Annotated in this window: 26 protein-coding genes and 1 pseudogene; 15 read left to right on the top strand and 12 right to left on the bottom strand. The window is 63.7% G+C overall.

The features are described 5' to 3' along the window. Window positions 1-6: 6 nt before the first annotated feature. From glyQ to miaB, 7 genes are all read right to left on the bottom strand, one after another. Window positions 7-921, bottom strand: a complete 915-nt coding sequence (gene glyQ / locus JaAD80_RS09255; protein ID WP_102293911.1) for a glycine--tRNA ligase subunit alpha — start codon at window positions 919-921, stop codon at window positions 7-9. A 148-nt stretch (window positions 922-1,069) separates the two neighbouring features. Beyond that, a complete protein-coding gene (gene lnt / locus JaAD80_RS09250) occupies window positions 1,070-2,587 on the bottom strand; it encodes an apolipoprotein N-acyltransferase (protein WP_102293910.1) in 1,518 nt (505 codons plus the stop codon). A 76-nt stretch (window positions 2,588-2,663) separates the two neighbouring features. Next, window positions 2,664-3,542, bottom strand: coding sequence for an HlyC/CorC family transporter (locus JaAD80_RS09245; RefSeq protein ID WP_071075558.1), 879 nt, complete (start codon window positions 3,540-3,542; stop codon window positions 2,664-2,666). A 117-nt stretch (window positions 3,543-3,659) separates the two neighbouring features. Further along, the gene (locus JaAD80_RS09240) at window positions 3,660-4,079 is read right to left on the bottom strand and encodes a DUF4259 domain-containing protein (RefSeq protein ID WP_102293909.1); all 420 of its coding nucleotides are present in this window, start codon (window positions 4,077-4,079) and stop codon (window positions 3,660-3,662) included. A 183-nt stretch (window positions 4,080-4,262) separates the two neighbouring features. Next, window positions 4,263-4,733, bottom strand: a complete 471-nt coding sequence (gene ybeY / locus JaAD80_RS09235; protein WP_102293908.1) for an rRNA maturation RNase YbeY — start codon at window positions 4,731-4,733, stop codon at window positions 4,263-4,265. Beyond that, window positions 4,717-5,781 (bottom strand): PhoH family protein, encoded by a 1,065-nt coding sequence (locus tag JaAD80_RS09230; RefSeq protein WP_102293907.1) that lies wholly within the window; start codon window positions 5,779-5,781, stop codon window positions 4,717-4,719. The genes ybeY and JaAD80_RS09230 overlap by 17 nt, the downstream gene beginning before the upstream one ends. Beyond that, window positions 5,778-7,145 (bottom strand): tRNA (N6-isopentenyl adenosine(37)-C2)-methylthiotransferase MiaB, encoded by a 1,368-nt coding sequence (gene miaB / locus JaAD80_RS09225; RefSeq protein WP_102293906.1) that lies wholly within the window; start codon window positions 7,143-7,145, stop codon window positions 5,778-5,780. The genes JaAD80_RS09230 and miaB overlap by 4 nt, the downstream gene beginning before the upstream one ends. A 662-nt stretch (window positions 7,146-7,807) precedes the next feature. Here miaB and JaAD80_RS09220 point away from each other — a divergent pair. Further along, the gene (locus JaAD80_RS09220; RefSeq protein WP_034746769.1) at window positions 7,808-8,134 is read left to right on the top strand and encodes a hypothetical protein; all 327 of its coding nucleotides are present in this window, start codon (window positions 7,808-7,810) and stop codon (window positions 8,132-8,134) included. 174 nt (window positions 8,135-8,308) lie between these two features. Here the strand turns inward: JaAD80_RS09220 and JaAD80_RS09215 are convergent, their stop codons facing one another. After that, on the bottom strand, window positions 8,309-9,154 hold the full coding sequence (locus JaAD80_RS09215) for an HDOD domain-containing protein (protein WP_102293905.1): 846 nt from the start codon (window positions 9,152-9,154) through the stop codon (window positions 8,309-8,311). Then, entirely contained in the window at window positions 9,151-9,489 is a 339-nt protein-coding gene (locus JaAD80_RS09210) for a hypothetical protein (RefSeq protein ID WP_258002890.1), read from the bottom strand. Before JaAD80_RS09210 ends, JaAD80_RS09215 begins: the two co-directional genes overlap by 4 nt. 205 nt (window positions 9,490-9,694) lie before the next feature. Here JaAD80_RS09210 and JaAD80_RS09205 point away from each other — a divergent pair, with 205 nt between their 5' ends. The 4 genes from JaAD80_RS09205 to JaAD80_RS09190 are packed head-to-tail and all read left to right on the top strand — an operon-like array spanning window position 9,695 to window position 12,441. Beyond that, a complete protein-coding gene (locus JaAD80_RS09205; RefSeq protein ID WP_102293903.1) occupies window positions 9,695-11,260 on the top strand; it encodes a sensor histidine kinase in 1,566 nt (521 codons plus the stop codon). A 14-nt stretch (window positions 11,261-11,274) separates the two neighbouring features. Next, window positions 11,275-11,844: a DUF1697 domain-containing protein gene (locus JaAD80_RS09200; RefSeq protein WP_102293902.1), complete on the top strand. Its 570-nt coding sequence runs from the start codon at window positions 11,275-11,277 to the stop codon at window positions 11,842-11,844. Window positions 11,845-11,863: 19 nt separating this feature from the next. Beyond that, window positions 11,864-12,265 carry a DUF3224 domain-containing protein gene (locus JaAD80_RS09195; RefSeq protein WP_102293901.1) on the top strand — a complete coding sequence of 134 codons (402 nt, stop codon included), beginning with the start codon at window positions 11,864-11,866 and terminating at the stop codon, window positions 12,263-12,265. Next, window positions 12,262-12,441 carry a hypothetical protein gene (locus tag JaAD80_RS09190; RefSeq protein ID WP_034746783.1) on the top strand — a complete coding sequence of 60 codons (180 nt, stop codon included), beginning with the start codon at window positions 12,262-12,264 and terminating at the stop codon, window positions 12,439-12,441. The genes JaAD80_RS09195 and JaAD80_RS09190 overlap by 4 nt, the downstream gene beginning before the upstream one ends. 69 nt (window positions 12,442-12,510) lie before the next feature. On the opposite strand, the gene JaAD80_RS09185 is transcribed toward JaAD80_RS09190, so the two are convergent. Beyond that, the gene (locus tag JaAD80_RS09185; RefSeq protein ID WP_146012326.1) at window positions 12,511-12,918 is read right to left on the bottom strand and encodes a PEP-CTERM sorting domain-containing protein; all 408 of its coding nucleotides are present in this window, start codon (window positions 12,916-12,918) and stop codon (window positions 12,511-12,513) included. Between the two features lie 334 nt (window positions 12,919-13,252). Here JaAD80_RS09185 and JaAD80_RS09180 point away from each other — a divergent pair, with 334 nt between their 5' ends. Genes JaAD80_RS09180 through JaAD80_RS09165 form a run of 4 tightly spaced genes read left to right on the top strand, consistent with a single transcriptional unit; the run spans window position 13,253 to window position 15,443 of the window. After that, the gene (locus JaAD80_RS09180; protein WP_102293899.1) at window positions 13,253-13,606 is read left to right on the top strand and encodes a helix-turn-helix transcriptional regulator; all 354 of its coding nucleotides are present in this window, start codon (window positions 13,253-13,255) and stop codon (window positions 13,604-13,606) included. Window positions 13,607-13,614: 8 nt separating this feature from the next. Beyond that, window positions 13,615-14,040, top strand: coding sequence for a YeeE/YedE family protein (locus tag JaAD80_RS09175; protein WP_102293898.1), 426 nt, complete (start codon window positions 13,615-13,617; stop codon window positions 14,038-14,040). Further along, the gene (locus JaAD80_RS09170; RefSeq protein WP_102293897.1) at window positions 14,037-14,480 is read left to right on the top strand and encodes a YeeE/YedE family protein; all 444 of its coding nucleotides are present in this window, start codon (window positions 14,037-14,039) and stop codon (window positions 14,478-14,480) included. The genes JaAD80_RS09175 and JaAD80_RS09170 overlap by 4 nt, the downstream gene beginning before the upstream one ends. 45 nt (window positions 14,481-14,525) lie before the next feature. After that, window positions 14,526-15,443: a ChaN family lipoprotein gene (locus tag JaAD80_RS09165; protein WP_102293896.1), complete on the top strand. Its 918-nt coding sequence runs from the start codon at window positions 14,526-14,528 to the stop codon at window positions 15,441-15,443. On the opposite strand, the gene JaAD80_RS09160 is transcribed toward JaAD80_RS09165, so the two are convergent. Then, window positions 15,444-16,295 carry an IclR family transcriptional regulator C-terminal domain-containing protein gene (locus tag JaAD80_RS09160; protein ID WP_102293895.1) on the bottom strand — a complete coding sequence of 284 codons (852 nt, stop codon included), beginning with the start codon at window positions 16,293-16,295 and terminating at the stop codon, window positions 15,444-15,446. It abuts the gene before it with no gap. A gap of 162 nt (window positions 16,296-16,457) precedes the next feature. Here JaAD80_RS09160 and JaAD80_RS09155 point away from each other — a divergent pair, with 162 nt between their 5' ends. The 6 genes from JaAD80_RS09155 to JaAD80_RS09130 all read left to right on the top strand — a co-directional run bounded on the left by JaAD80_RS09155 (window position 16,458) and on the right by JaAD80_RS09130 (window position 22,003). Next, window positions 16,458-17,156, top strand: coding sequence for a 3-oxoacid CoA-transferase subunit A (locus JaAD80_RS09155; protein ID WP_102293894.1), 699 nt, complete (start codon window positions 16,458-16,460; stop codon window positions 17,154-17,156). Between the two features lie 10 nt (window positions 17,157-17,166). Then, entirely contained in the window at window positions 17,167-17,823 is a 657-nt protein-coding gene (locus JaAD80_RS09150) for a 3-oxoacid CoA-transferase subunit B (protein ID WP_102293893.1), read from the top strand. Between the two features lie 233 nt (window positions 17,824-18,056). After that, window positions 18,057-19,259 (top strand): 3-oxoadipyl-CoA thiolase, encoded by a 1,203-nt coding sequence (pcaF, locus tag JaAD80_RS09145; RefSeq protein WP_102293930.1) that lies wholly within the window; start codon window positions 18,057-18,059, stop codon window positions 19,257-19,259. Between the two features lie 247 nt (window positions 19,260-19,506). Continuing rightward, on the top strand, window positions 19,507-20,802 hold the full coding sequence (locus JaAD80_RS09140; RefSeq protein WP_102293892.1) for an MFS family transporter: 1,296 nt from the start codon (window positions 19,507-19,509) through the stop codon (window positions 20,800-20,802). Between the two features lie 76 nt (window positions 20,803-20,878). Further along, window positions 20,879-21,574: a fumarylacetoacetate hydrolase family protein gene (locus JaAD80_RS09135; protein WP_102293891.1), complete on the top strand. Its 696-nt coding sequence runs from the start codon at window positions 20,879-20,881 to the stop codon at window positions 21,572-21,574. A gap of 84 nt (window positions 21,575-21,658) precedes the next feature. Then, window positions 21,659-22,003 carry a thioredoxin family protein gene (locus tag JaAD80_RS09130; protein ID WP_374755235.1) on the top strand — a complete coding sequence of 115 codons (345 nt, stop codon included), beginning with the start codon at window positions 21,659-21,661 and terminating at the stop codon, window positions 22,001-22,003. 153 nt (window positions 22,004-22,156) lie between these two features. Here JaAD80_RS09130 and JaAD80_RS09125 read toward each other — a convergent pair. After that, window positions 22,157-22,392: pseudogene (locus tag JaAD80_RS09125) on the bottom strand (IS481 family transposase); the annotation flags it as partial.

Here is a 22,392-nt window from a genome sequence, read left to right as displayed (position 1 = left end):
CTCGAATTAGGCGGCGGTTTGCTCTGCGGCGGGCAGCATCGGGAAGCCGAGGCGCTCGCGCGAGTCGTAATACGCTTGCGCCACCAGGCGCGACAGGGTGCGTACGCGGCCGATATAGGCGGCACGTTCCGTCACCGAGATGGCGCCGCGCGCATCCAACATATTGAAGCTGTGCGACGCCTTCATGATCTTCTCGTAGGCGGGCAGGGTCAGCTGCAGTTCGATCAGGCGCTTGGCTTCCGCCTCGTAGTTGCCGAACTGTTCGAACAGCAGGTCCGTATTCGCGTGCTCGAAGTTGTAGGTCGACTGCTCCACCTCGTTCTGGTGGAAGACGTCGCCGTAGGTCAGTTTCTTCGTGGTGCCGTTCTCTTCCCACTCGGTCCACACCAGGTCATACACGTTTTCCACGCCTTGCAGATACATGGCCAGGCGTTCGATGCCGTAGGTGATCTCGCCCAGCACGGGCTTGCAATCGAGGCCGCCCACTTGCTGGAAATAGGTGAACTGCGTCACTTCCATGCCGTTCAGCCAGACTTCCCAGCCCAGGCCCCAGGCGCCCAGGGTCGGGCTTTCCCAGTCGTCTTCGACGAAGCGCACGTCATTCTGTTTCAAGTCCAGGCCCAGCGCGGCCAGCGAACCCAGATACAGGTCGAGGATGTTTTCCGGCGCCGGCTTCAAGACCACCTGGTACTGGTAGTAGTGCTGCATGCGGTTCGGGTTTTCGCCATAGCGGCCATCTTTCGGACGGCGCGACGGCTGCACATACGCGGCGCGCCAGGGCTCCGGACCGATCGCGCGCAGGAAGGTGCCGGTGTGGAAGGTGCCGGCGCCGACTTCCATGTCGTAAGGCTGGAGCAGGGCGCAACCTTGCTTGTCCCAATAGGTTTGCAAGGTCAGGATAATTTGTTGAAATGTGAGCATCGTATGAGTTCGCCGCGCGGACAGGCTGCGCTTTGTTAAGGTTTGCTTGAAGCCCGGACGCATGCTTGGCAGCGCGTCCGGGCCGGGGTTTTGCTAATTTTAGCGGTTTTTACGGGCCCACTGTGACTCTTCGGGCAATATCGGCCGCTTATTGCTGCGCGGCGCGGCCACGGCGGGCGGCGCGCGACAGCAGGAAGGCCGTCAGCAGGGCCAGCGCGGCCAGGGCCAGCATCAGTTTGTTGCCATACAGAATGTATGGCGTCATGCCGCCCATGCCCTGCACCTTGGCCGCCAGGGTGGCTTGCTGTTCCGGCGGCAGCAGGCTTTGCACCACGCCCTTGCCGTCGATGATGGCGGTGGCGCCCGTGTTCGTCGAGCGCAGCATCGGGCGGCCCGTTTCCAGGCTGCGCATCTGCGAAATCTGCAGGTGCTGCGGGATGGCGATGGAATCGCCAAACCAGGCCAGGTTCGAGATATTCAGCAGCACCGATGCCGACTGCTTGCCATGGCGGTGGGCGCTGGCCAACTGGCCGGCGATTTCCTCGCCAAACAAGTCTTCATAGCAGATATTCGGCAGCACCAGCTGGTCGCGCACCTGGAGCGGCGCCTGCACCGCGGCGCCACGGCCCATGTCGCCCAGCGGGATGGCCATCATGGCGACAAACCAGTGCAGGCCGGGCGGCACGAATTCGCCGAACGGCACCAGGTGCTGCTTGCGGTACTGGTAGTACGGTCCCGGCGTGCTGCCGGGCGTGATGCCCACGGCCGCATTGTAGAAGCGCTGCTGTTCGTCGAGCACGGGCATGCCGACCAGGATCGTGCTGCCCGTCTGCTGCGCATACGTCGCCAGGTTATCCAGATAGCCGGGCGGCAGCTGGTGCGGCAGCACGGTGACGGCCGTTTCCGGCGTGGCGATCAAATCGGCCGGCGCGCTGGTGATGGCGCTCTGGTACATCTGCAGGGCGCCCAACACGAAGCCGGGATCGAATTTCTGCTGCTGCGGCACGTTCCCCTGCAGCAGGCGCACCGTGATCGGGCGTCCCACCGGGTGCGTCCAGGCCACGTACTGCAAGCCGATGCCGGCCGCGTACAGGGCGATCACGCCGCCCAGCGCAAACCAGCGCGTGCGATGTGTGAGCAGCAGCAGGGCGCCGGCCGACAGCGCCGCCAGCCAGCCCAGGCCATACGATCCGACGATGGGCGCATAGCCGGCCAGCGGGCTGGCATTGTGGGCGTAGCCGGTGGCCAGCCACGGGAAGCCCGTAAACAGCCAGCCGCGCGTCCATTCGAACAGCGTCCAGGTGGCGGGCAGCACCAGCAGGGTCATGGCAGGCAGCGAGAGTACCCAGCGCTGGCGCAGCCAGGCGGCCAGGCCCATGGCCAGGGCCACATAGATGGCCATCAGGAGGGCCAGCAAGGCCACGGCGATGGCGGCGAGCGGGGCGGCCATGTCGCCATAGCGGTGCATGGAGATGTACAGCCAGTGCGTGCCGGCCGCGCACCAGCCAAAGCCATAGGCCCAGCCGATCAGCGCGCCGCCCTTGACGCTGGACGAACGCAGCACCTGGTAGAACAGCACGCCCAGGCTGAGGATTTGCAGCGGCCAGTAGCCGAAAGGGGCGAACGCCAGCACCGCGACGGCGCCGGCGATGGCGGCAGTCAGCATGCGCGCCCACGTGCTGCGGGGCGGTCTGGCGGGGCGTGGGGCGGCGCGTCTGAAACGCATCTACAGCACGCGCATGTCAGAGTTCCAGTTCCGGCACGTTGGGCAGGCGCTCGACGAGCAGCACGTGCACCTGGCGCGCATCGGCGCGCAGTACCTCGAAACGCAGATTGCCCAGGTCGAAAATATCGCCCTTGTGCGCCATGCGGCCCAGGTACTTCGAAACCAGGCCGCCGATGGTGTCGACGTCGTCGTCCACCAGATGGCTGCCCACTTCTTCGTTGAACTGTTCGATCTCGGTCAGCGCCTTGACGCGCCAGCGGGGGCCGAACTGGCCTTCCTTGAGCGAGAGGATATTGTCCTCGGCTTCGTCGAAGTCGTATTCGTCCTCGATATCGCCGACGATCTGTTCCAGCACGTCTTCAATGGTGATCAGGCCGGCGACACCGCTGTATTCATCGACAACGATGGCCATGTGATTGTGGTTGGCGCGGAAATCGCGCAGCAGCACATTCAGGCGTTTCGATTCGGGGATGAAGATGGCGGGGCGCAGCATGTCGCGCACGTCGAAAGTTTCTTCGGCGTAATAACGCAGCAAGTCTTTCGCCAGCAGGATGCCGATAACCTTGTCGCGTTCGCCTTCGATCGCGGGGAAGCGCGAGTGGGCGGTGGACAGGACTTCCGGCATCCATTCCTCGATCGGCTTGCTGATGTCGATGACATCCATCTGCGAACGGGGAATCATGATGTCGCGCGCGCAAAGATCCGATACCTGGAACACGCCTTCGATCATCGACAGGGCGTCGGCGTCGATCAGCTTGCGTTCGTGCGCATCGTGTAGAACATCGAGCAATTCTGCACGGTTCTCTGGCTCGGGGGAAATGAGTGCGGTCAGGCGTTCAAACAGTGACCGGTGGGGCTTGACGTCAGTTCTGACGCCACTAGGGTGCTCGGGCATAGGAGGCGTGAGCCGTTGTTGCGAAGGCTTATAGGATACACCAAAAGTGGGGGCGCACCCGATTTCCCCGCTTTTGATGCAAATTTAATACGTTGAAGTGCGCCGTTGAACGATGTTTCAGCTGTCCTTGCCCAGCACGCGCGCGCGCAAGGCTGCCACATCGGCCTGCCAGTCGGCGAAATGCTCGCTGTCCTGCCACAGCTGGCGCAGTTCCGACGTTTCGGCCGTGATGCGCTCGAAGGCCAGGCGGGCTTTTTCCAGCAGCGGCGGCGTGACTTTCTTCTTGCAGGCGGCCACCCATTCGTCCACTTCGGCCGTGGCGGGGTCGTCTTCGCCCGGCTGGCCCTGCAGGCGCGCGATCACTTCCAGCGCAGCCAGCGCTTCGGCGGCGAACGGCGCTTCGAGTTCCGCCTCCGTGCTGTCGATGACGTTGTCGAGGGTGGTCTCGACCAGTTCCAGGGTTTTATATTCGTGCAGATCCTGCGCCCAATCCATGGCGTAGTCGTTGCCGAAGGCGTCGGTGGCCCAAGTGCCCATTGTGTGTCCTTGTTGCGATGTGTGGTTGATGGCGCTATTGTGACATGTGCGGTGTTGTCGGGTTACGGCGTGCCGCCTGACCCGACCTGCGACTCCGCTGACGTTGTTGGGTGTTGTTGGGTGTTGTCGGGTTACGCCCTGCGGGCTACCCAGACCTCCCCCGGCCTGCCCGGTCTGCGGGGTTTATTTTTGGTCCGCGTAGGGATCGCTGATACCGAGTTTCGCCAGGATTTCCGTCTCCAGGCCTTCCATCTCGGCCGCTTCCTCGTCGTCCATGTGGTCGTAGCCTTGCGCATGCAGCACGCCGTGCACGATCAGATGGGCCGTGTGTTCTTCCACGCTTTTCTTTTGTTCGGCCGCTTCCTTTTCCAGCACGTCCGTGCACAGGATGATGTCGGCGCGCGTCGGCTCGTCTTCCGCCAGCTCTTCGCCTTCGTTGTAGGCAAACGTCAGCACGTTGGTGGCGTAGTCCTTTTCGCGGTAGTCGCGGTTCAGGCTGCGGCCTTCTTCCGCGTCGACGAAGCGGATGGTGAATTCTGCGGGGGCGAACAGGGCCGCCTTGACCCAGCGGCGCACTTTCGGGCGCGTGATGACGGTTTCCAGGCGGGTGTCCGGGTATTGCACGGACAGCGATAATTTATTTTTTTCGGACATTTTTGGCGGCAGCTGGTTTCAATAAGGAGGGTAACTGGGCGGCGTCGGCATTGGCTGCCTGCGCCGTTTCGTACGCGTCGACGATGCGCGCCACCAGCGGATGGCGCACCACGTCGGTGCTGTTAAATTGCGTGAAGCCGATGCCGCGTACATCTTTCAATACGTGCACGGCGTCGATCAGGCCACTCGTCTGGCTCTTGTGCAGGTCGACCTGCGTGACGTCGCCTGTCACCACGGCCTTGCTGCCGAAGCCGATGCGCGTCAAGAACATCTTCATCTGTTCGACGGTGGTGTTTTGCGCCTCGTCGAGGATGACGAACGCGTGGTTCAGGGTGCGCCCGCGCATGTAGGCCAGCGGGGCGATCTCGATCACCTGCTTTTCAAACAGCTTCTGCGTGCGGTCAAAGCCGAGTAAATCGTACAGCGCGTCGTACAGGGGACGCAGGTACGGGTCGACCTTTTGCGCCAGATCGCCAGGCAGAAAACCCAGGCGCTCGCCCGCTTCGACGGCGGGGCGCGTCAAAATGATGCGCTTGACGGCGTCCCTTTCGAGCGCGTCGACGGCGCAGGCGACGGCCAGGTAGGTTTTGCCCGTGCCGGCAGGACCGACGCCGAAGCTGATGTCGTGTTCCAGGATGTCGCGCAAATAGGCGATCTGGTGCGGCGTGCGCCCGCGCAGGTCGGAGCGCCGGGTTTTCAACACCGGGCTGGCGATGTCCGGCTCGACGAAGGTGCTGGCCGGCGTATTGGCATGGTGTTCCGAGGCGGCGGACAGGCCCGCGCGCTGTTCCACCAGCGCCAACTGGACTTCTTCCAGCGGCACGACCTTGTTGGCGATGGCGTAGAACTGTTCGAGGATTTCCACGGCGCGTTCGGCATTGCTGCCGCCGACGATGAATTTCTCGCCGCGGCGGAAAATCGTCACATCGAGGGCGGCGGAAATCTGGCGCAGGTTCTCATCGAGCGGTCCGCACAAATGCGCCAGGCGCGTGTTGTCGAGCGGCTCGGGGATGAAGTAGTGCGGCTGTATCGGGGCTTTGGTTTTCAACTGGCTCTTTTCAATGCGGGGGCGCTGGCGACCAATTCGCCGCGCAGGGTGTAGGAATGGCTTTCGGTGATGCGCACCTCGACCAGCTGGCCGACCAGGTGCAGCGCGTCCGGGCCGGCGTCGAAATTGACCACGCGGTTGTTCTCGGTGCGGCCTTGCAGTTCACGATCAATGGTGTCCTTCTTCGAGCGGCCTTCGACGAGGATGGTCTGCACCGTGCCGACCATGGCCAGGCTGTATTTGCGCGTGTTGGCGTCGATGGCCGCCTGCAGCTGCTGCAAGCGCGCCAGTTTCACTTCATGCGGCGTGTCGTCTTCCAGGCTGGCGGCCGGCGTGCCGGGGCGCTTGCTGAAGATGAAGCTGTAGCTGTTGTCGAAGCCGACGTCGGCGATTAATTTCATCATGGCGTCAAAGTCCGCCTGCGTCTCGCCAGGAAAACCGACGATGAAGTCCGAGGAAATGGCCATGTTCGGGCGCACGGCGCGGATGCGGCGGATGATGGACTTGTATTCGAGGCCCGTGTAGCCGCGTTTCATGGCGCCCAGCACCTTGTCGGAACCATGCTGCGCCGGCAGATATAAATGGTCGACCAGTTGCGGGATCTTCGCGTAGGCGTCGATCAGGCGCTGCGTGAATTCCTTCGGGTGGCTGGTGACGAAGCGCATGCGTTCGATGCCGGGAATGTCGGCCACGTACTCGAGCAGCAGGGCGAAGTCGGCGATCTCTCCGCCTTCCATCGCGCCCCGGTAGGCGTTGACGTTCTGTCCCAGCAGGGTGATTTCCCTGACGCCCTGGGCGGCCAGTCCGGCCACTTCCGTCAGCACGTCCTCGAAGCGGCGCGAGACTTCCTCGCCGCGCGTGTAGGGCACCACGCAGTAGCTGCAGTATTTGCTGCAGCCTTCCATGATGGAGACAAACGCCGAGGCGCCCTCCACCTTGGCCGGCGGCAGATGGTCGAACTTTTCGATTTCCGGGAAGCTGATGTCCACTTGCGCATCGCCGCTGGCGCGCCGCAGTTCGATCATTTGCGGCAGGCGGTGCAGCGTCTGCGGGCCGAAGACCATGTCGACATACGGCGCGCGCTTGACGATGGCGTCGCCTTCCTGCGAGGCCACGCAGCCACCCACGCCGATCAGCAGGTGCGGCTTGGCCAGTTTCAGTTCGCGCAGGCGGCCCAGGTCGGAAAACACTTTTTCCTGCGCCTTTTCGCGCACGGAGCAGGTATTGAGCAGGATGACGTCGGCGTCTTCCGGCGAGTCGGTGCGCACCAGGCCATCGGAGGCGCCCAGCACATCGGCCATCTTGTCCGAATCGTACTCGTTCATCTGGCAGCCGAAGGTTTTAATGAATACTTTTTTCTGCATGGAGTCGGGCGCTTTAGCGGTAGTGGATGCTGGGTGGATGCTGCGATACCTGGCCGGCGGCGTCGGGCATCGTTTGCGCGTCATGCTGACGAAGCAGGCGCTGCGCACTCCGCGGCAGCTTGGCCGTGCAGGCCTGGCTGCCTGGTGACAGGCGCGCTGCAAGTTCAAGCCATAGTTTAGCGTAAATCGCCCGGGCGGGCCACGCCGTACTTACCTTGCCGACAAGGTTGCAGCGGGCTCATGCGGCGCAGGCTGGCAATGCTGAAAAGCATTTATTGCCGTGCGGCAGCATTGATTTGTAACAAGTTGCTGCAAAGCCTTGTGCGCGCCCGCTGACGTCCTAATGTGTTGAAATGGCATCGTTGCCAAGCCAACCAGCACCTTGATTGATATTTAACAATCAGGAAGGTTGCGCCAGGCGGGGATGCTGCCTGATTGGACTAGTATATTGCCTTATATGCAATGCATTTCAGTGGATTGCAATGCTTTTTACTCACGCGGCAAGCTGCGCACGTTGGCTGGACGTGGCTGTGCGAGTCCTGTGCAGGCAGCGCGATAGGAGGGAGAGGGGCTGACGGTTTTTGAAATACTTTTAAACACTCTAAGCCAGCCTTAAGTTCGTATCGGCATTATTTTCAACATTCACTAGACGAGGAAAAATCATGGCACATCATGCATTAGCATCGCAAGAGAGTTACAACCCTAACCACCTGCTGGATATTCTGCTGAGCAAGATGCAGCTGAAAAACGATGCAGCCCTGTCGCGCCTGCTCGAAGTGGCGCCACCCGTCATCAGCAAGATTCGCCACCACCGCTTGCCGGTCGGCGCGTCCCTGCTGATCCGCATGCACGAAGTGACGGGCATGAGCATCCGCGACCTGCGCGACCTGATGGGCGACCGTCGCACCAAGTATCGTTTGTCCGACGCCCAGGGCCGTCCAAAAGCGGAAGACCGCGGCGATGCGCAAGAATCGAATTACGCGCACTGATGTGGTGGTCTCGCGCTGACTGTGCCGCTTGCGTCATTGCTGGCGGTAACAGGCTGGCGTCGACCGGGCAGGATGGCAGTAAGGCAGTACCCATAACGGCTTTCGCCTTGCGGCGAGAGCCGTTTGCGTTTGCAGCTTTAAATGTAGAGTCCGCCTAAGAAGTTAGCTCAACAACTAGCTCAACAACGCCGAAGTGATTTCGTCGTAGCGCAGTTCCGTTTCGCGGAACAGCTGCAGATACGTCTCTTCGCCCAGGCCCAGCGCGTCCCACGCCACCGGCGAGACGAGCGGCACCATGTCATCGCCCGCCTGCGCCAGGTCGAGCGCGCAGACGATGGCATTGGCCACGTGGATCAGCGCGGCGAGAAAACCGGCGCCCGCAGCGTCCGGCTGCACATAGTTGCCGATGGCCAGACGCATGGTGTCGGAAAAATTCCAGTGTTCGGCCAGCGCCACGCCCGCCTGCACGTGGTCCACGCCCAGCACCGTTTGCTCCGCCTCGAGCAGGCTGCAGTCGTGCGCCGCCTGGTGGGCGATGGCTTGCGCGTACTGCGCGGGAAAGCTGCTGACCAGCACCAGGCGGCCGATGTTGTGCAGCAAGCCTGCCGTGAAGGCGTAATCCTGGTTGAAGCGTATCTGCCGCGCCAGTACCTTGGCGCAGCCGGCCGTGGCCACCGAATGGCGCCAGAAGGCCTTGTCGTCGAAGCCGGGACAGCGCCCTTCCGGGAAGGCGCCGGTGATGGCGGCCGAGGTGATCAGGCTGCGCGTGGTCTGGAAACCCAGATACGTGATCGCCTGCTGGATGGTGGTGGCCTTCACTTGCAGGCCGTATTGCGACGAGTTGGCCAGGCGCAAAGTTTTCGCCGTCAAGGCCTGGTCATACGAGACTTTTTTCGCCAGCACGGAAATATCCACGTCTTCCTGGTCGATGCTGTTGAGCAGTTCCATCACCACGGCGGGCAGCGAGGGCAGGTCGTCGAGGTGGGCGACGATGTCGGCTAGGGTCAGCAGGGCGCTCATGCCGCCTCTCCCGTGCCCAGGCGGTAGGCTGTCACGTAGCTGCGCAGCAAGGTGGTGGCGGCCTGCGCCGGGTCGTCGGGATCATGCTTGCGGAACAGGTAAGCGAGCCGTTCGCGGTCGGCCGCCTGCTGCGCCGCCACTTCCTCGGGCGACGGCGGCGGCGCCTGGATCGGCAGCATGTCGATGCCATGGCGCGGCATCAGGGCCAGCATGTTTTCCGTCAGCACCGCGCCTTGCGGCAACAGCACTTGTCCATGCGCATCGAGCAAGACATCCGACAGGACCATGCCAGGACGAACTTGTTCCAGGGGTAGATGTTGATGCATGACCGCCATGACGACTCCTTAGATGATTGCGGGATATTACCATTGCCATGTCGCAATGTCTCGACCTGCATCAAACCCTTGCTGACAGCGGGGCTGCTGTAAATCTTGCCAATAAGCATGTCATACCGTACATTTCATTCAGGCGAGTGTCCGCTGACAGCTGTGCGCCCGCGCCGCGGGCCGGCAACGGGCCTGGCACGGGGAGTGTTTATTGATGGTAAGTATCCAAGTCCGGCTGACTTTGCTTTTTGTCGTGATCGTCACTCTGGTGCTGGGCATTTCCGGCAGCTATACCCAATATACCCTGAGCAAGGAACTCGAATCGGGCAGCGCGCGCCTGCGCAGCGGCGTGCTCACGCGCTTGCAGACCAGCCTGCCTTCGGCCCTGTGGGACCTGGATAAATCCAAGGTCGACAGCATCGTGGCGGCCGAAATGCTGCCGCCGGAACTGGTCGGCATCCGTGTCTATGACGCCTCGGTGGGCCTGTTCGCTGGCGAGGTGCGCGATGCTTCCGGCACCCTGGTGCCGCTCGATACCGACGTGGCCATCGGCGGCACGCCCGTCGAGGCGCCGCTGGTATTCCGCGACGCCGTGGCCGCGGCCAGCGGCGGCAAGCCGGTGATCGTCGGCAAGGTCATCGTCAATTTCAGCCGCGAGCAGATCGACGCGGCCCTGCGCAGCGAAGTGCGGCGCAAGGTGGTGGAAGTGTTGCTGCTGGACATCATTCTCGTGGGCGCGCTGGCCTTGAGCCTGCGCATCGTCTTCGGTCCCCTGAAACAGTTGCGCGACGGCTTGTTCGACCTGGCCACGCGCGGCAGCGATGAGGTCGAAGAACTGCCGGAAAACCGGCGCGACGAGCTGGGCGACGTGATCCGCGGCTTCAACGCCGTGCAGCGCAAGCTCAAGTCCATCATCGAAGGCAGCCGCCAGGCCGAAGAGATGGCGCGCCGTTCGCAGCAGGAGACGGCGCAGGCCATGGACGAGCTGCGCCGCGCGCAGGAATCGCTGCTGCAGTCTGAACGGCTGGCTTCGCTGGGCAGCCTGGTGGCGGGCGTGGCGCATGAAATCAATACGCCGGTCGGCATCGCGCTGACCAGCGCCTCCGTGCTGAAGGAAGCCACGGACAGCATCAGCGCCGCGGTGGCCGGCGGCGGCGTCAAGAAGACCGATATCGTGCGCTACCTGGAGACGGCCGGCGAAAGCGCGCGCCTGATCATGAACAATGCCTACCGCGCCGCGCACCTGATTCACAGCTTCAAGCAGATCGCCGTCGACCAGGTCAGCGAGGCGCGCCGCCTGTTCGAGTTGCGCGACTACATCGGCGAGGTGATTTCCAGCCTGCAGCCGACCCTGAAGAAGACGCGCATCAGCATCGATATCGATTGCCCGCCAGACATCATCCTTGACAGCTATCCGGGCGCGCTGGCGCAGGTGCTGACCAACCTGGTGCTCAACTGCGTCGAGCACGCATTCGACGCGGATACGGCCGGCAGCATCCACATCGGCGTGCGCGGCGAGCCGGACTGGATAGACATGCAGGTGCGCGACAATGGCCGCGGCATCGCGCCCGACATGCTCGACCGCGTGTTCGACCCGTTTGTCACCACGCGCCGGGGACAGGGCGGCACGGGACTGGGCTTGAATATCGTGTTCAACTTGATTGCCAAGCAATTTGGCGGCACTATCACGGTCAGCAGCACCCTGGGGCAAGGCGCGACGTTCCTGCTGCGCCTGCCCAAGGTGACGCCGTTGCCGGAAGGCACAGCCGGCCAGGCTTAGGCAAGGAGAAACACATGGCAGATGGTCAAGATAATCAGCAGGTGGCATTCTTGCGCGGCATCAACGTGGGTCGCGCCAAGCGCGTGGCCATGGCCGACCTGCGCAAGCTGCTGGGCGACCTGGGTTTTACGCAGGTGCGCACGGTGCTCAACAGTGGCAACGTGGTGTTCGGCGCGGGCACCGTGGCACCGGCCGAGGCGGCGGCCCGCATCGAGGAAGCGCTGGTACTCAAGCTGGGCGTGGCGGCGCGCGTAACGGTGCTGTCGGCCAGCCAGTTCGACGAACTGATCGCGCAAAACACGCTGGCGCCGCCGGCCGATGCTTCCCGCCTGCTGGCGCTGGTGCTGAATAATCCGGCCGACGTCCAGCGCCTGGCGCCGCTGCTGCAGCAGCCTTGGCAGCCGGAAGCGCTGGCGCTGGGGCAGTGGGCCGCGTATGCGTGGTGCCCTGAAGGCGTGCTGGCCAGCAGGCTGGTGGCCGCGCTGGGCGTGCTGCTCGGCGATGGTGTCACGTCGCGCAACTGGGCGACCATGCAGAAATTACATGTCTTGCTGGGCGGGGCCGATGGCGCCGCCACGGCGTAACGAACACAGGAGAGCAAGGATGCCGTATATCACAGGGCAATTTGACGTCACCATCACGCCGGAAAACTTGTCGGACACGGCGGCCCAGTCCGGACTGGGGCGCATGTCGCTGAACAAGCGCTACCACGGCGCGCTCGATGCCAGCGCGCAAGGCGAGATGCTCAGCGTGCGCGCCAGCGTGCCGGGCTCGGCCGGCTACGTGGCGCTGGAGCGGGTCGAAGGCGCGCTGGACGGGCGCCACGGCAGTTTTTACCTGCAGCACAGCGGCAGCATGACGCGCGGCGCGCCCAGCTTGTCAGTGACGGTGGTGCCCGATACGGGTACGGGCCAGTTGCTGGGGCTGACGGGCAGCCTGGCCATCCGCATCGAGGAGGGCAGGCATTATTATGATTTTACGTATGACATTGCTGAGCCGCAATGAACTGGGATATCGTCAAGGGGGTCCTGATCGTGCTCGTCGCCATCAGCGTCGTGGTGACGGCCTTCGTGCTGATTTCCGCCTCGGGACCGGACAAGGCGGGCTGCATCGCGCGGGCCCTGAAGTCGGGCATTCCGGTAGGTAATATCGAACGGGTGTGCCGCCTGTTGGACAAATGATGGCAGCATAAAAAACATTCCGCACCAGGCGGAATGTTTTGCGGCGGCGCCTTGCCAATGCTGGCGCCGTCAGTTGTCGAATTTTTCCTGTTTTTCGCCGTGCAGGCTCAAGGCCACCAGGCCCAGTCCCACCAGCAGCATCGAGTACATGCTCGCTTCTGGCACGGGGGCTGGCACGTTGGCTTGCTGTGCGGGCGCGGCCGTCACGGGCCTGGGCGGCGCCAGCGCCACCTGGCGCGCGCCGATGGTGCTCCAGTGCGTTGCCGCGCTTGCGCTGCTGCTGGACAGCAGGCGTGCATACGGCAAGTCCGGCGTTTCCCAGCCGGGATGATTATTCAAGCTGATGCTTTCATCGATCGTCACGCGTTCAGCGGCTTCCTGCTGCTTGCCGGCCGTGGTGTCGCTGACTGCCGCCATGCTCCATGTACTGGCCGAGAGCGCCAGCAAGGCCACGCATAGCGGCTGATTGATTCCCATCTTGATCTCCCTGTTGTTCACCGCCTGGCGCCGCCGAAACCGGCTTGCGCATGGACGGACAATTCGCCTGTACGGGGGCGTATCATGGTTTTTCTGCTGACCTCTCATTACAGCACAGATCGTGACAATTTTGATACGCTTATTTCCTCTTTATTACGAATATTTGTCATTTTGATAGCGTAAACATGATCGCTGCCGCACACTTCGCATGGCCACGCTATCGCTGAAAAAACACTGTTGTTTTTTTGTGCGAATCGCCAGCAGGAAAACAATATATTGATTAGTATATTGTTTATCGCACGATGTTCAACACGACCGCCTGTGGGAGGGCACGATGGAAACGCCAGCAATACAAGAGACCGATTACAACCTCGACGCCATGCGCGGCGCGGCCTATAAAGCCAGTTCGCTGCTGAAAGCCATGGGCAATGCCGACCGCCTGATGCTGCTGTGCCAGCTGTCGCAGGGCGAACATTGTGTCAGCGACCTGGAGCAGAAAGTGGGCATCGGCCAGCCGACCCTGTCGCAGCAGCTGGGCGTGCTGCGCGAAGAGATGCTGGTGGCCACGCGCCGCGACGGCAAGCAGATTTACTACCGCGTCGCCAGCGCTCCCGTGCTGGCAGTGCTGCAAGTGCTGTACGCCCAGTTCTGCGCGCCGCGCCCGCTGTTCAACGACGAAGCGGACTGAACTCTGCCATGAACATAGCCTGGCAACACTTCACGCCATGGTCCGCACTGGCAGGCGGCATGCTGATCGGCCTGGCGGCGGCGCTCTTGATCCTGTTTAACGGCCGCATCGCCGGCATCAGCGGCATCGTTGGCGGGCTGCTGCGTCCACGCCAGGGCGACCTGGGCTGGCGCATCGCCTTCCTTGCCGGCCTCGTCGGCACCCCCTTGCTGTGGCAGCTGTGGCTGGCCCTGCCTGCGGTGCGTATCGATGCGGGCGCGCCCGCGCTGGTCGCCGCCGGCTTGCTGGTCGGCGTGGGCGTGCGCTACGGCGCCGGCTGCACCAGCGGCCACGGCGTATGCGGCCTGTCGCGCTGGTCGCCCCGCTCGCTGGCTGCCACCTGCGTCTTCATGGCGGCCGGTTTCCTCACCGTGTATCTGCTGCGCCACCTATGAGCAAGCTGATCCTTTCCCTGTTGAGCGGCCTCGTCTTTGGCCTGGGCCTCATCGTTTCCGGCATGAGCAATCCGGTCAAGGTGCTGGGTTTCCTCGACCTGGCCGGCGCATGGGACCCGTCGCTGGCGCTGGTGATGGGCGGCGCCATCGCCGTCGCCATGCCCGCCTTCTGGCTGGCGCGACGGCGCAGCACGGCGCTGCTGGGCGAGCCCATGCAATTGCCCGTGTCGCGGCGTATCGACCGGCGTTTGCTGCTGGGCAGCCTGGCCTTTGGCGCAGGCTGGGGCATCGCCGGTTTCTGTCCCGGCCCGGCCCTCGTTTCCCTGCTGGCGGGGCAGGGCAAGGCGTGGATTTTCGTCGCCGCCATGCTGGCCGGCATGGCCATCTTCGAATGGCTGGAATGGCAAAAGGCACGCCGCACAGCGATGGCATCCGCCTGAGACGGTACAATCTGGCGCATTGCCAACGAGAATGCCCCACCGACCATGAAGACCGTGATTCAAGTAGCAACGGCGCGCGCAACTGCACGCGCAACTGCAGGAACAACTGCGCCAGTCATTGCGCGCGCCGCCGCGCGCGCCGCCTTGCTGTGCGGCGTGCTGGCGCTGACCGCCTGTGGCAGCTGGCTGAAGAAAACGCCGCCACCGCCGCCCGCGCCCGTGGCCGACAGCTTGCCCAATCCGCAAGTGCTGCTGCTGGGCGAAGTGCATGACAATGCGCAAGGCCACCGGCTGCGCATGGCGGAACTGCAGCGCCGCGTGGCCGCCGGCTGGCGCCCCGTGATTGTCATGGAGCAGTTTGACCGCGAGAACCAGGATTTGCTGACGCGCGCCGCGCGCGACTGCGCCGACCCCGACTGCATCATCCGCGTGATGGAACAGCCGCGCTGGGACTGGAGCTTGTACCGGCCCGTGCTGGACCTGGCCATCAGCTACCAGCTGCCCCTGGTGGCCGCCGGCCTGTCGCCCGCCGACGCTTCGCGTATCGTGCGCGATGGCATCAAATGGTCGATGCCGCCGGCCATGGCCGCGACATACCTGGCCGCGCCCGTGCCGAACGACATCCTGGAAGGGCAAAGGAAGGAAGTGCAGGCGGCGCGCTGCAACATGCTGCCCGACATGATGATCGGCGGCGTCGTCAACGCGCAAGTGGCGCGCGACATCTGGATGGCCAAGCTGATCCGCGACCAGGCGCCGCGTGCCGTGGTGCTGTTGGCCGGCAACGACCACGTGCGCAAGGATCTCGGCGTGCCGCGCTGGCTGAAGCTGGCCGACCCGCAGCTGAGCGTGCGCAGCATCGGCTACATCGAACAGGGCGGCAAAGCCTATCCGGGCGAATTCGACCTGACGCAAAGCATGCCGGCGCAGGCGCGTGCCGACGCCTGCGCCAAGTTCAAGAAATAATCACTGCTGCACCCGCACCAGGGCGCTGACCCGGCTTGCCGTCTCCAACAGTTTCGGCAAGCTGTGCTCGAGCAGCTGCGCCACCGACGGCCCCGCCGTCTGGCCGCTGACATTGATGGCCGCCACCACCTTGCCGGCCCGGTCGAACACAGGCGCGGCCAGGGCCACCAGGCCCTGTTCCAGCTCTTCCTGTACCAGGCTCCAGCCCTGGCGGCGCACTTGCGCAATTTCTTCCATCAGTGCATCGATATCGACTTTGGTGGCCGGCGTCAGCTTGAGCAGCGCCATCTGCGACAGGCGCGCGCGCAGCGCATCCGGTTCAAGCCCTGACAGCAGCACCCGGCCCATCGAGGTGCAATATGCGGGCAGGCGGCTGCCAATGCCCAGGTTGATCGACATGGTGCGGTGCGCGGAAAGGCGCACCACATACACGATGTCGTCGCCGTCGAGCACGGTGGCCGAGCACGACTGGCGCAAGGTCGCCATCAATTCTTCCAGCAGCGGCTGCGCCTGCGTCCACACGGGCAGCGACGACAGATAGGCGTAGCCCAGGTCCAGCACCTTGGGCGTCAGGCGGAACAGCCGCCCATCCGCTTCCACATAACCGAGATGCAGCAAGGTGTGCAGGATGCGCCGCGCGCCCGCGCGAGTCAGCTGCGCCCGCTCCGCCACTTCGCTCAGGGTTTGCCGCGGCGCCTCGGCGCCAAAGCTGCGCAGCACGGCCAAGCCGCGCGCAAACGATTGCACATAGCTGTCGCCGGGACGCGGCGCGCCATCGTGCGCGGCAGTGGCGGCATCGGCATCGGTGGCGTCGGCGTCGGCGGAAAGTGGGGCGGTGCGGCGTTCGGTCATGGGGTGTCCAATGGATCAAGGTGGCAATTATAGCCATGCGGGCGGGCAAAACGGCAAATTGACAAGCGGGGCAATCAGGCCTATTCTCCTGAATATGTTCTAAATACGAATATATGTTCGTATGTAGAACAAATCAACCGGATTTTTGTGGGAGACACACAGATGATCAATAAACTCCGCTCCAGCGTCAGTGATGCGCTGGCCGATATCCACGATGGCGCCACCGTCATGATTGGCGGCTTCGGCGGCGCGGGCCAGCCGGCCGAGCTGATCGACGGCCTGATCGCTCACGGCGCGCGCGACCTCGTCATCGTCAACAACAATGCGGGCAATGGCGACACGGGCCTGGCCGCCCTGCTGCACAACGGGCAAGTACGCAAGATCATCTGCTCGTTCCCGCGCCAGGCCGATTCCCACGTCTTCGACGCCCTCTATCGCGCAGGCAAGCTGGAGCTGGAACTGGTGCCGCAGGGGAACCTGGCCGAGCGCATCCGCGCCGCCGGCGCCGGCATCGGCGGCTTTTTCACGCCCACCGGCTACGGCACGGAATTGGCCAAGGGCAAGGAAACGCGCGAGATCGACGGCCGCATGTATGTGTTCGAGTCGCCCATCCATGCCGACTTCGCCCTCATCAAGGCGGAACAGGGTGACCGCTGGGGCAACCTGACGTACCGCAAGACGGCGCGCAATTTCGGCCCGATCATGGCCATGGCCGCGAAAGTCAGCATTGCATCCGTGCATGAAGTTGCCGAACTGGGCAGCATCGATCCGGAACACGTCATCACGCCGGGCCTGTTCGTGCAGCGCATCGTGCAAGTGCCGCGCACGGCCACCGGCCCCGCCGGCTTCAAAGCTGCCTGAGGAGTATCAAATGAACAAATGGAATCGAGACCAGATGGCGGCGCGCGTGGCGGCCGACATCCATGAAGGCAGCGTCGTCAACCTGGGCATCGGCTTGCCGACCCTGGTGGCAAACCACTTGCCGGCCGGCGCGGATATCATCCTGCACAGCGAAAACGGGGTGATCGGCATGGGACCGGCACGGGCGCCGGGCGAGGAAGACTACGACCTGATCAACGCGGGCAAGCAGCCCGTTACCCTGCTGGCCGGCGGCAGCTATTTTCACCATGCCGACAGCTTCGCCATGATGCGCGGCGGCCACCTGGACATCTGCGTGCTGGGCGCCTTTCAAGTATCAAGCACGGGCGACCTGGCCAACTGGCACACGGGCGCACCCGACGCCATTCCCGCCGTGGGCGGGGCCATGGACCTGGCCATCGGCGCGAAAAAAACCTGGGTCATGATGGAATGGCTGACCAAGGGCGGTGAGAGCAAGCTGGTGCAGGAATGCACCTATCCGCTGACGGGTATCGGCTGCGTCAGCCGCATCTACAGCGACCTGGCCGTGCTCGACCTGGGCCCTGCCGGCGCCACCGTCGTCGAACTGGTCGACGGCTTGAGTTTCGAACAGCTGCAAGCGTTGACGCCCGTGCCGCTGACGGACGGACGCCAGCACAGCGCAGATTGACGCAGGCTGGCGCAGGTCTGCGCAGATCGGCGTAGGTCGGCGTAGGTCTGCGTAGGTCGGCGTAGGTCGGCTTAGCGCAAAGCGCGTAAGCCGACACCACCACCAGCGCCACCCCACCGCCACCGCCACCCCAACGCCACCGCCACCCCACCGCCACCGCCACCACCCAACACCACCCCTATCGGCTTGCCCGTCAGGCCGACCAACATAAATATTTCTTGGAGGAAATCAACATGACCGCAGCCTTTATCTGTGACGCCCAGCGCACCCCGTTTGGCCGCTACGGCGGCGCACTCTCCGGCGTGCGCGCCGACGACCTGGGCGCCGTGCCCATCCGCGCCTTGATGGCACGCAATCCTGACGTCGACTGGAATGCCGTCACCGACGTGCTGTACGGCTGCGCCAACCAGGCGGGCGAGGATAACCGCAACGTGGCGCGCATGGCCGCCTTGCTGGCCGGCCTGCCCGACAGCGTGCCGGGCGCCACCCTGAACCGCCTGTGCGGCTCGGGCCTGGACGCCATCGGCAGCGCCGCGCGTTTCATCAAGAGCGGCGAGGCGGGCTTGCTGATCGCCGGCGGCGTGGAAAGCATGAGCCGCGCGCCGTTTGTCATGGGCAAGGCCGGCAGCGCCTTTGCGCGCGGCATGAAAATGGAAGACACGACCATCGGCTGGCGCTTCATCAATCCCCTGATGAAGGCGCAATACGGCGTTGATTCGATGCCGGAAACGGCGGAAAACGTGGCATCGGACTTCGGCATCAGCCGTGCCGACCAGGATGCGTTTGCCCTGGCCAGCCAGGTGAAGGCCCTGGCGGCGCAGCAGGGGGGCGTGTTCGACAGCGAAATCTGTCCCGTCAGTATCGCGCAAAAGAAAGGCGATCCCATCATCGTCAGCCGCGACGAGCATCCGCGTGCCACCACCCTGGACACCCTGGCACAACTCAAACCGGTGGTGCGCGCCGATGGCAGCATCACGGCCGGCAACGCGTCCGGCGTCAACGATGGCGCGGCAGCCCTGCTGCTGGCCGACGCGGCGAACGCGGCGCGCTTCGGCCTGACGCCGCGCGCCCGCGTTGTTGCCATGGCCACCGCAGGCGTCGCACCGCGCATCATGGGCATCGGCCCGGCGCCCGCCACGCTGAAAGTGCTGGCCATGACGGGCTTGACCCTGGCCGACTTCGACGTCATCGAACTCAACGAGGCGTTTGCCGCGCAAGGCCTGGCCGTGCTGCGCCAGCTGGGCTTGCCCGACGACGATGCGCGCGTCAACCCGAACGGCGGCGCCATCGCCCTGGGCCACCCGCTGGGCGCGTCCGGCGCGCGCCTGGCCATGACGGCCGTCAACCAGTTGCACCGCACGGGCGGGCGCTATGCGCTCTGTACCATGTGCATCGGCGTGGGCCAGGGTATTGCGCTGGTGCTGGAACGGGTCTGATCCTGCACCCCCGGGCAGGCGCCATGCACTGTACTGACACAAGATGCGACATCGGCGTGGGCCAGGGCATTGCGCTGGTGCTGGAACGGGGCTGACCGGCAGTGCCTGAGGGCGAAAAAAGTTGCCGCTTATACGTATTAACCCGTATGTCGGACGGCTTTTTGACCCGGATCAAGGGCGTATGATGCAAAACCAGCCAGGGCAACCGGGCTGGCGTTGGCTTTTTCACACGAACAAGAAGACTGATATGACATCCCACGATACTCCGCATGACGTTGCGCAGCTGACTTCCCAGCAGCGCATCAAGGCCATCATTGGCGCTTCCTCCGGTAACCTGGTCGAATGGTTCGACTTCTACATTTACTCGTTCTGCGCGCTGTATTTCTCGCACGCCTTCTTCCCTTCCGGCAATCCCACTACGCAGCTGCTGCAGACGGCCGGCATCTTTGCCGCCGGCTTCCTCATGCGTCCCGTGGGCGGCTGGCTGTTTGGCCGCATCGCCGACAAATATGGCCGCCGCCAGTCGATGATGATTTCCGTGCTGATGATGTGCGGCGGTTCGCTGATGATCGCCGTCATGCCGACCTACGACACCATCGGCGCCTTCGCGCCGTTCCTGCTGCTGGTGGCGCGCCTGTTCCAGGGCCTGTCCGTGGGCGGCGAATACGGCACCAGCGCCACCTACATGAGCGAAGTGTCGGAATCGGGCAAGCGCGGTTTCTTTGCCTCGTTCCAGTATGTGACCCTGATCGGCGGCCAGCTGCTGGCGCTGCTGGTACTGGTGATCCTGCAGCAATTGCTGACCCTGGAAGAGCTGCGTGCCTGGGGCTGGCGCATTCCCTTCGTCTGCGGCGCCCTGGCGGCCCTCGTGTCGCTGAACCTGCGTAAATCGCTGACGGAAACAACCACCGCCAGCGAGCGCAAGGACAAGGACGCGGGCAGCCTGCGCGGCTTGCTCAAGCACAAGCGCGCGTTCATCACGGTGCTGGGCTTCACGGCCGGCGGCTCGCTGGTGTTCTACACGTTTACCACCTACATGCAGAAATACCTGGTCAACACGGCCGGCATGGATACCAAGACGGCCAGCGCCGTCATGACCTGCGCCCTGCTCGTCTACATGGTGCTGCAGCCCGTGTTCGGCGCCTTGTCCGACCGCATCGGCCGCCGCACCTCGATGCTGTTCTTCGGTGGCCTGGCCACCCTGTGCGTGCTGCCGATCATGCATGCGCTGAAAGACGTCAGCAGCCCGTACGCGGCGTTTGGCCTGATCATCATCGCCCTGGCCGTGATCAGCTTTTATACCTCGATCAGCGGCTTGATCAAGGCGGAAATGTTCCCCGTCGAAGTGCGCGCGCTGGGCGTGGGCCTGTCGTACGCGGTGGCCAACGCCGTCTTCGGCGGTTCGGCCGAATACGTGGCGCTGCAGTTCAAGGCCTGGCACGTGGAAGATTATTTCTACTGGTACGTCACCATCATGTGCCTGATTTCCTTCATCGTTGCCATCCGCATGCCGGACCCGAGCCGCTCGGGCCTGCTGAAATAACGTTGCCGTAAAATGGGGGACACTGCGGTGTCCCTTTTTCATCACCGCCTTTTTATCGTGCCGATCAGGAGTCCTCATGCCGTATGTTATTCCCGCACCGTTGCAAGCAAGCGTACCCGTCAGCGGTAGCGCCGACAGCTTCCCCGTCCACCGCATCTATTGCGTCGGCCGTAACTATGTCGACCATGCCAAGGAAATGGGCCACACGGGCCGCGAGGCGCCTTTCTTTTTCATGAAACCAAACGACGCCGTGCTGCCGGTGGCAAGCGGCACGACGGGCGAGCTGCCATATCCCGCGCAAACGCAGGATTTCCAGCACGAGATGGAACTCGTGGTGGCCATTGGCAAGGGCGGCAGCGATATCGGCGTCGATGACGCCTTGCACCACGTGTGGGGCTACGCCGTGGGCCTGGACATGACGCGCCGCGACCTGCAGGGCGACGCGAAAAAGCTGGGCCGTCCGTGGGATACGGGCAAGGCGTTTGAACACTCGGCCCCCATCGGCCCCATCACGCCGGCCGCGCAGGCGGGCGATGTCACACATGCGGCCATCACCCTGCACGTGAACGGCGAGCTGCGCCAAAGCAGCACGATCGACATGCTGATCTGGAACGTGGCCGAAACCATCGCCGACCTGTCCAGATATTTCACTTTGCAGCCAGGCGACCTGATCTACACGGGCACGCCGGCCGGCGTGGCGGCCGTGCAGCGTGGCGACGAACTGGTGGGCGCCATCGCTGGCCTGGAAACCCTGCGCGTCAAGGTCGTGTAAAAGCGGCCTGCCGCACGGCACGGCAAGCCCGCCTGGCGCAGAATCGCCTTGCGGGCTTTTTTTATATTGAGGAGACAGACAATGATGACCGATACCTATTCCGTGGCGCAACCCACGCGCGCCGAGATCGATGCCTTGACGGGCCCGGCCCTGCTGGAATTTGGCACCGGCTGGTGCGGCCATTGCCGCGCCACCCAGGCGCCGCTGGCCGCCGCCTTCGCGCAGCATCCCGGCGTGCCGCACCTGCGCGTCGAAGACGGCCCCGGCCGCGCCCTGGGGCGTTCGTTCAAGGTCAAACTGTGGCCGACCCTGGTTTTTCTGAAAGACGGCCAGGAAGTGGCGCGCCTCGTGCGCCCGCTCGACAGCGCGGAGATCGGCAAGGCGTTCAGCCTGCTTCACCCAGCGGCAGATGCCGGGGTCGGCCCCTGAGGGTCCGACCCCAGTCCTTGCTGTTGGGGTTTGTACTTCAAGGACATTTGCGCTGATTGCCGCATAACCCGGGGTCAGACCTGCCGGGTGTTTAGTCGGCAGACATGGGTAACACTTTGTCGGGAGACATAGGTTACACATCAGACTTCCATTTTACGGCGAATCACGCAGGTTGATTCGCCGTATTTCCTTGTGACAGAAGAACACCTCAAACACATCGTCAATCGTGGTTGGCTTGATGGCCACCAACTGTGTTCTCAGGCCCTCGCCGATAAAGTAGCGTCGGTTCTGAAAAGAAATTTCTCCCTTGTCGCTGACTTTGCGGACAGTATCACCCGATGGATACTCGATCGGTGGCAGCACGCTCGGGAAAGCCCTGCCGCTAGCGC

Origin of the sequence: Janthinobacterium sp. AD80, from assembly GCF_002878455.1 — a bacterium.
Taxonomy (GTDB): Bacteria; Pseudomonadota; Gammaproteobacteria; order Burkholderiales; family Burkholderiaceae_D; genus Janthinobacterium.
The sequence above is the reverse complement of the archived record's forward strand: the minus strand, read 5'-3'. Positions and strand labels throughout refer to the sequence as shown.

Coding starts and splice junctions, on each gene's coding strand:
- glyQ (WP_102293911.1), bottom strand. CDS start 921: ATGCTCACATTTCAACAAATTATCCTGACCTTGCAAACCTATTGGGAC.
- lnt (WP_102293910.1), bottom strand. CDS start 2,587: ATGCTGACTGCCGCCATCGCCGGCGCCGTCGCGGTGCTGGCGTTCGCC.
- JaAD80_RS09245 (WP_071075558.1), bottom strand. CDS start 3,542: ATGCCCGAGCACCCTAGTGGCGTCAGAACTGACGTCAAGCCCCACCGG.
- JaAD80_RS09240 (WP_102293909.1), bottom strand. CDS start 4,079: ATGGGCACTTGGGCCACCGACGCCTTCGGCAACGACTACGCCATGGAT.
- ybeY (WP_102293908.1), bottom strand. CDS start 4,733: ATGTCCGAAAAAAATAAATTATCGCTGTCCGTGCAATACCCGGACACC.
- miaB (WP_102293906.1), bottom strand. CDS start 7,145: ATGCAGAAAAAAGTATTCATTAAAACCTTCGGCTGCCAGATGAACGAG.
- JaAD80_RS09220 (WP_034746769.1), top strand. CDS start 7,808: ATGGCACATCATGCATTAGCATCGCAAGAGAGTTACAACCCTAACCAC.
- JaAD80_RS09215 (WP_102293905.1), bottom strand. CDS start 9,154: ATGAGCGCCCTGCTGACCCTAGCCGACATCGTCGCCCACCTCGACGAC.
- JaAD80_RS09210 (WP_258002890.1), bottom strand. CDS start 9,489: ATGGCGGTCATGCATCAACATCTACCCCTGGAACAAGTTCGTCCTGGC.
- JaAD80_RS09205 (WP_102293903.1), top strand. CDS start 9,695: ATGGTAAGTATCCAAGTCCGGCTGACTTTGCTTTTTGTCGTGATCGTC.
- JaAD80_RS09200 (WP_102293902.1), top strand. CDS start 11,275: ATGGCAGATGGTCAAGATAATCAGCAGGTGGCATTCTTGCGCGGCATC.
- JaAD80_RS09195 (WP_102293901.1), top strand. CDS start 11,864: ATGCCGTATATCACAGGGCAATTTGACGTCACCATCACGCCGGAAAAC.
- JaAD80_RS09190 (WP_034746783.1), top strand. CDS start 12,262: ATGAACTGGGATATCGTCAAGGGGGTCCTGATCGTGCTCGTCGCCATC.
- JaAD80_RS09185 (WP_146012326.1), bottom strand. CDS start 12,918: ATGGGAATCAATCAGCCGCTATGCGTGGCCTTGCTGGCGCTCTCGGCC.
- JaAD80_RS09180 (WP_102293899.1), top strand. CDS start 13,253: ATGGAAACGCCAGCAATACAAGAGACCGATTACAACCTCGACGCCATG.
- JaAD80_RS09175 (WP_102293898.1), top strand. CDS start 13,615: ATGAACATAGCCTGGCAACACTTCACGCCATGGTCCGCACTGGCAGGC.
- JaAD80_RS09170 (WP_102293897.1), top strand. CDS start 14,037: ATGAGCAAGCTGATCCTTTCCCTGTTGAGCGGCCTCGTCTTTGGCCTG.
- JaAD80_RS09165 (WP_102293896.1), top strand. CDS start 14,526: ATGAAGACCGTGATTCAAGTAGCAACGGCGCGCGCAACTGCACGCGCA.
- JaAD80_RS09160 (WP_102293895.1), bottom strand. CDS start 16,295: ATGACCGAACGCCGCACCGCCCCACTTTCCGCCGACGCCGACGCCACC.
- JaAD80_RS09155 (WP_102293894.1), top strand. CDS start 16,458: ATGATCAATAAACTCCGCTCCAGCGTCAGTGATGCGCTGGCCGATATC.
- JaAD80_RS09150 (WP_102293893.1), top strand. CDS start 17,167: ATGAACAAATGGAATCGAGACCAGATGGCGGCGCGCGTGGCGGCCGAC.
- pcaF (WP_102293930.1), top strand. CDS start 18,057: ATGACCGCAGCCTTTATCTGTGACGCCCAGCGCACCCCGTTTGGCCGC.
- JaAD80_RS09140 (WP_102293892.1), top strand. CDS start 19,507: ATGACATCCCACGATACTCCGCATGACGTTGCGCAGCTGACTTCCCAG.
- JaAD80_RS09135 (WP_102293891.1), top strand. CDS start 20,879: ATGCCGTATGTTATTCCCGCACCGTTGCAAGCAAGCGTACCCGTCAGC.
- JaAD80_RS09130 (WP_374755235.1), top strand. CDS start 21,659: ATGACCGATACCTATTCCGTGGCGCAACCCACGCGCGCCGAGATCGAT.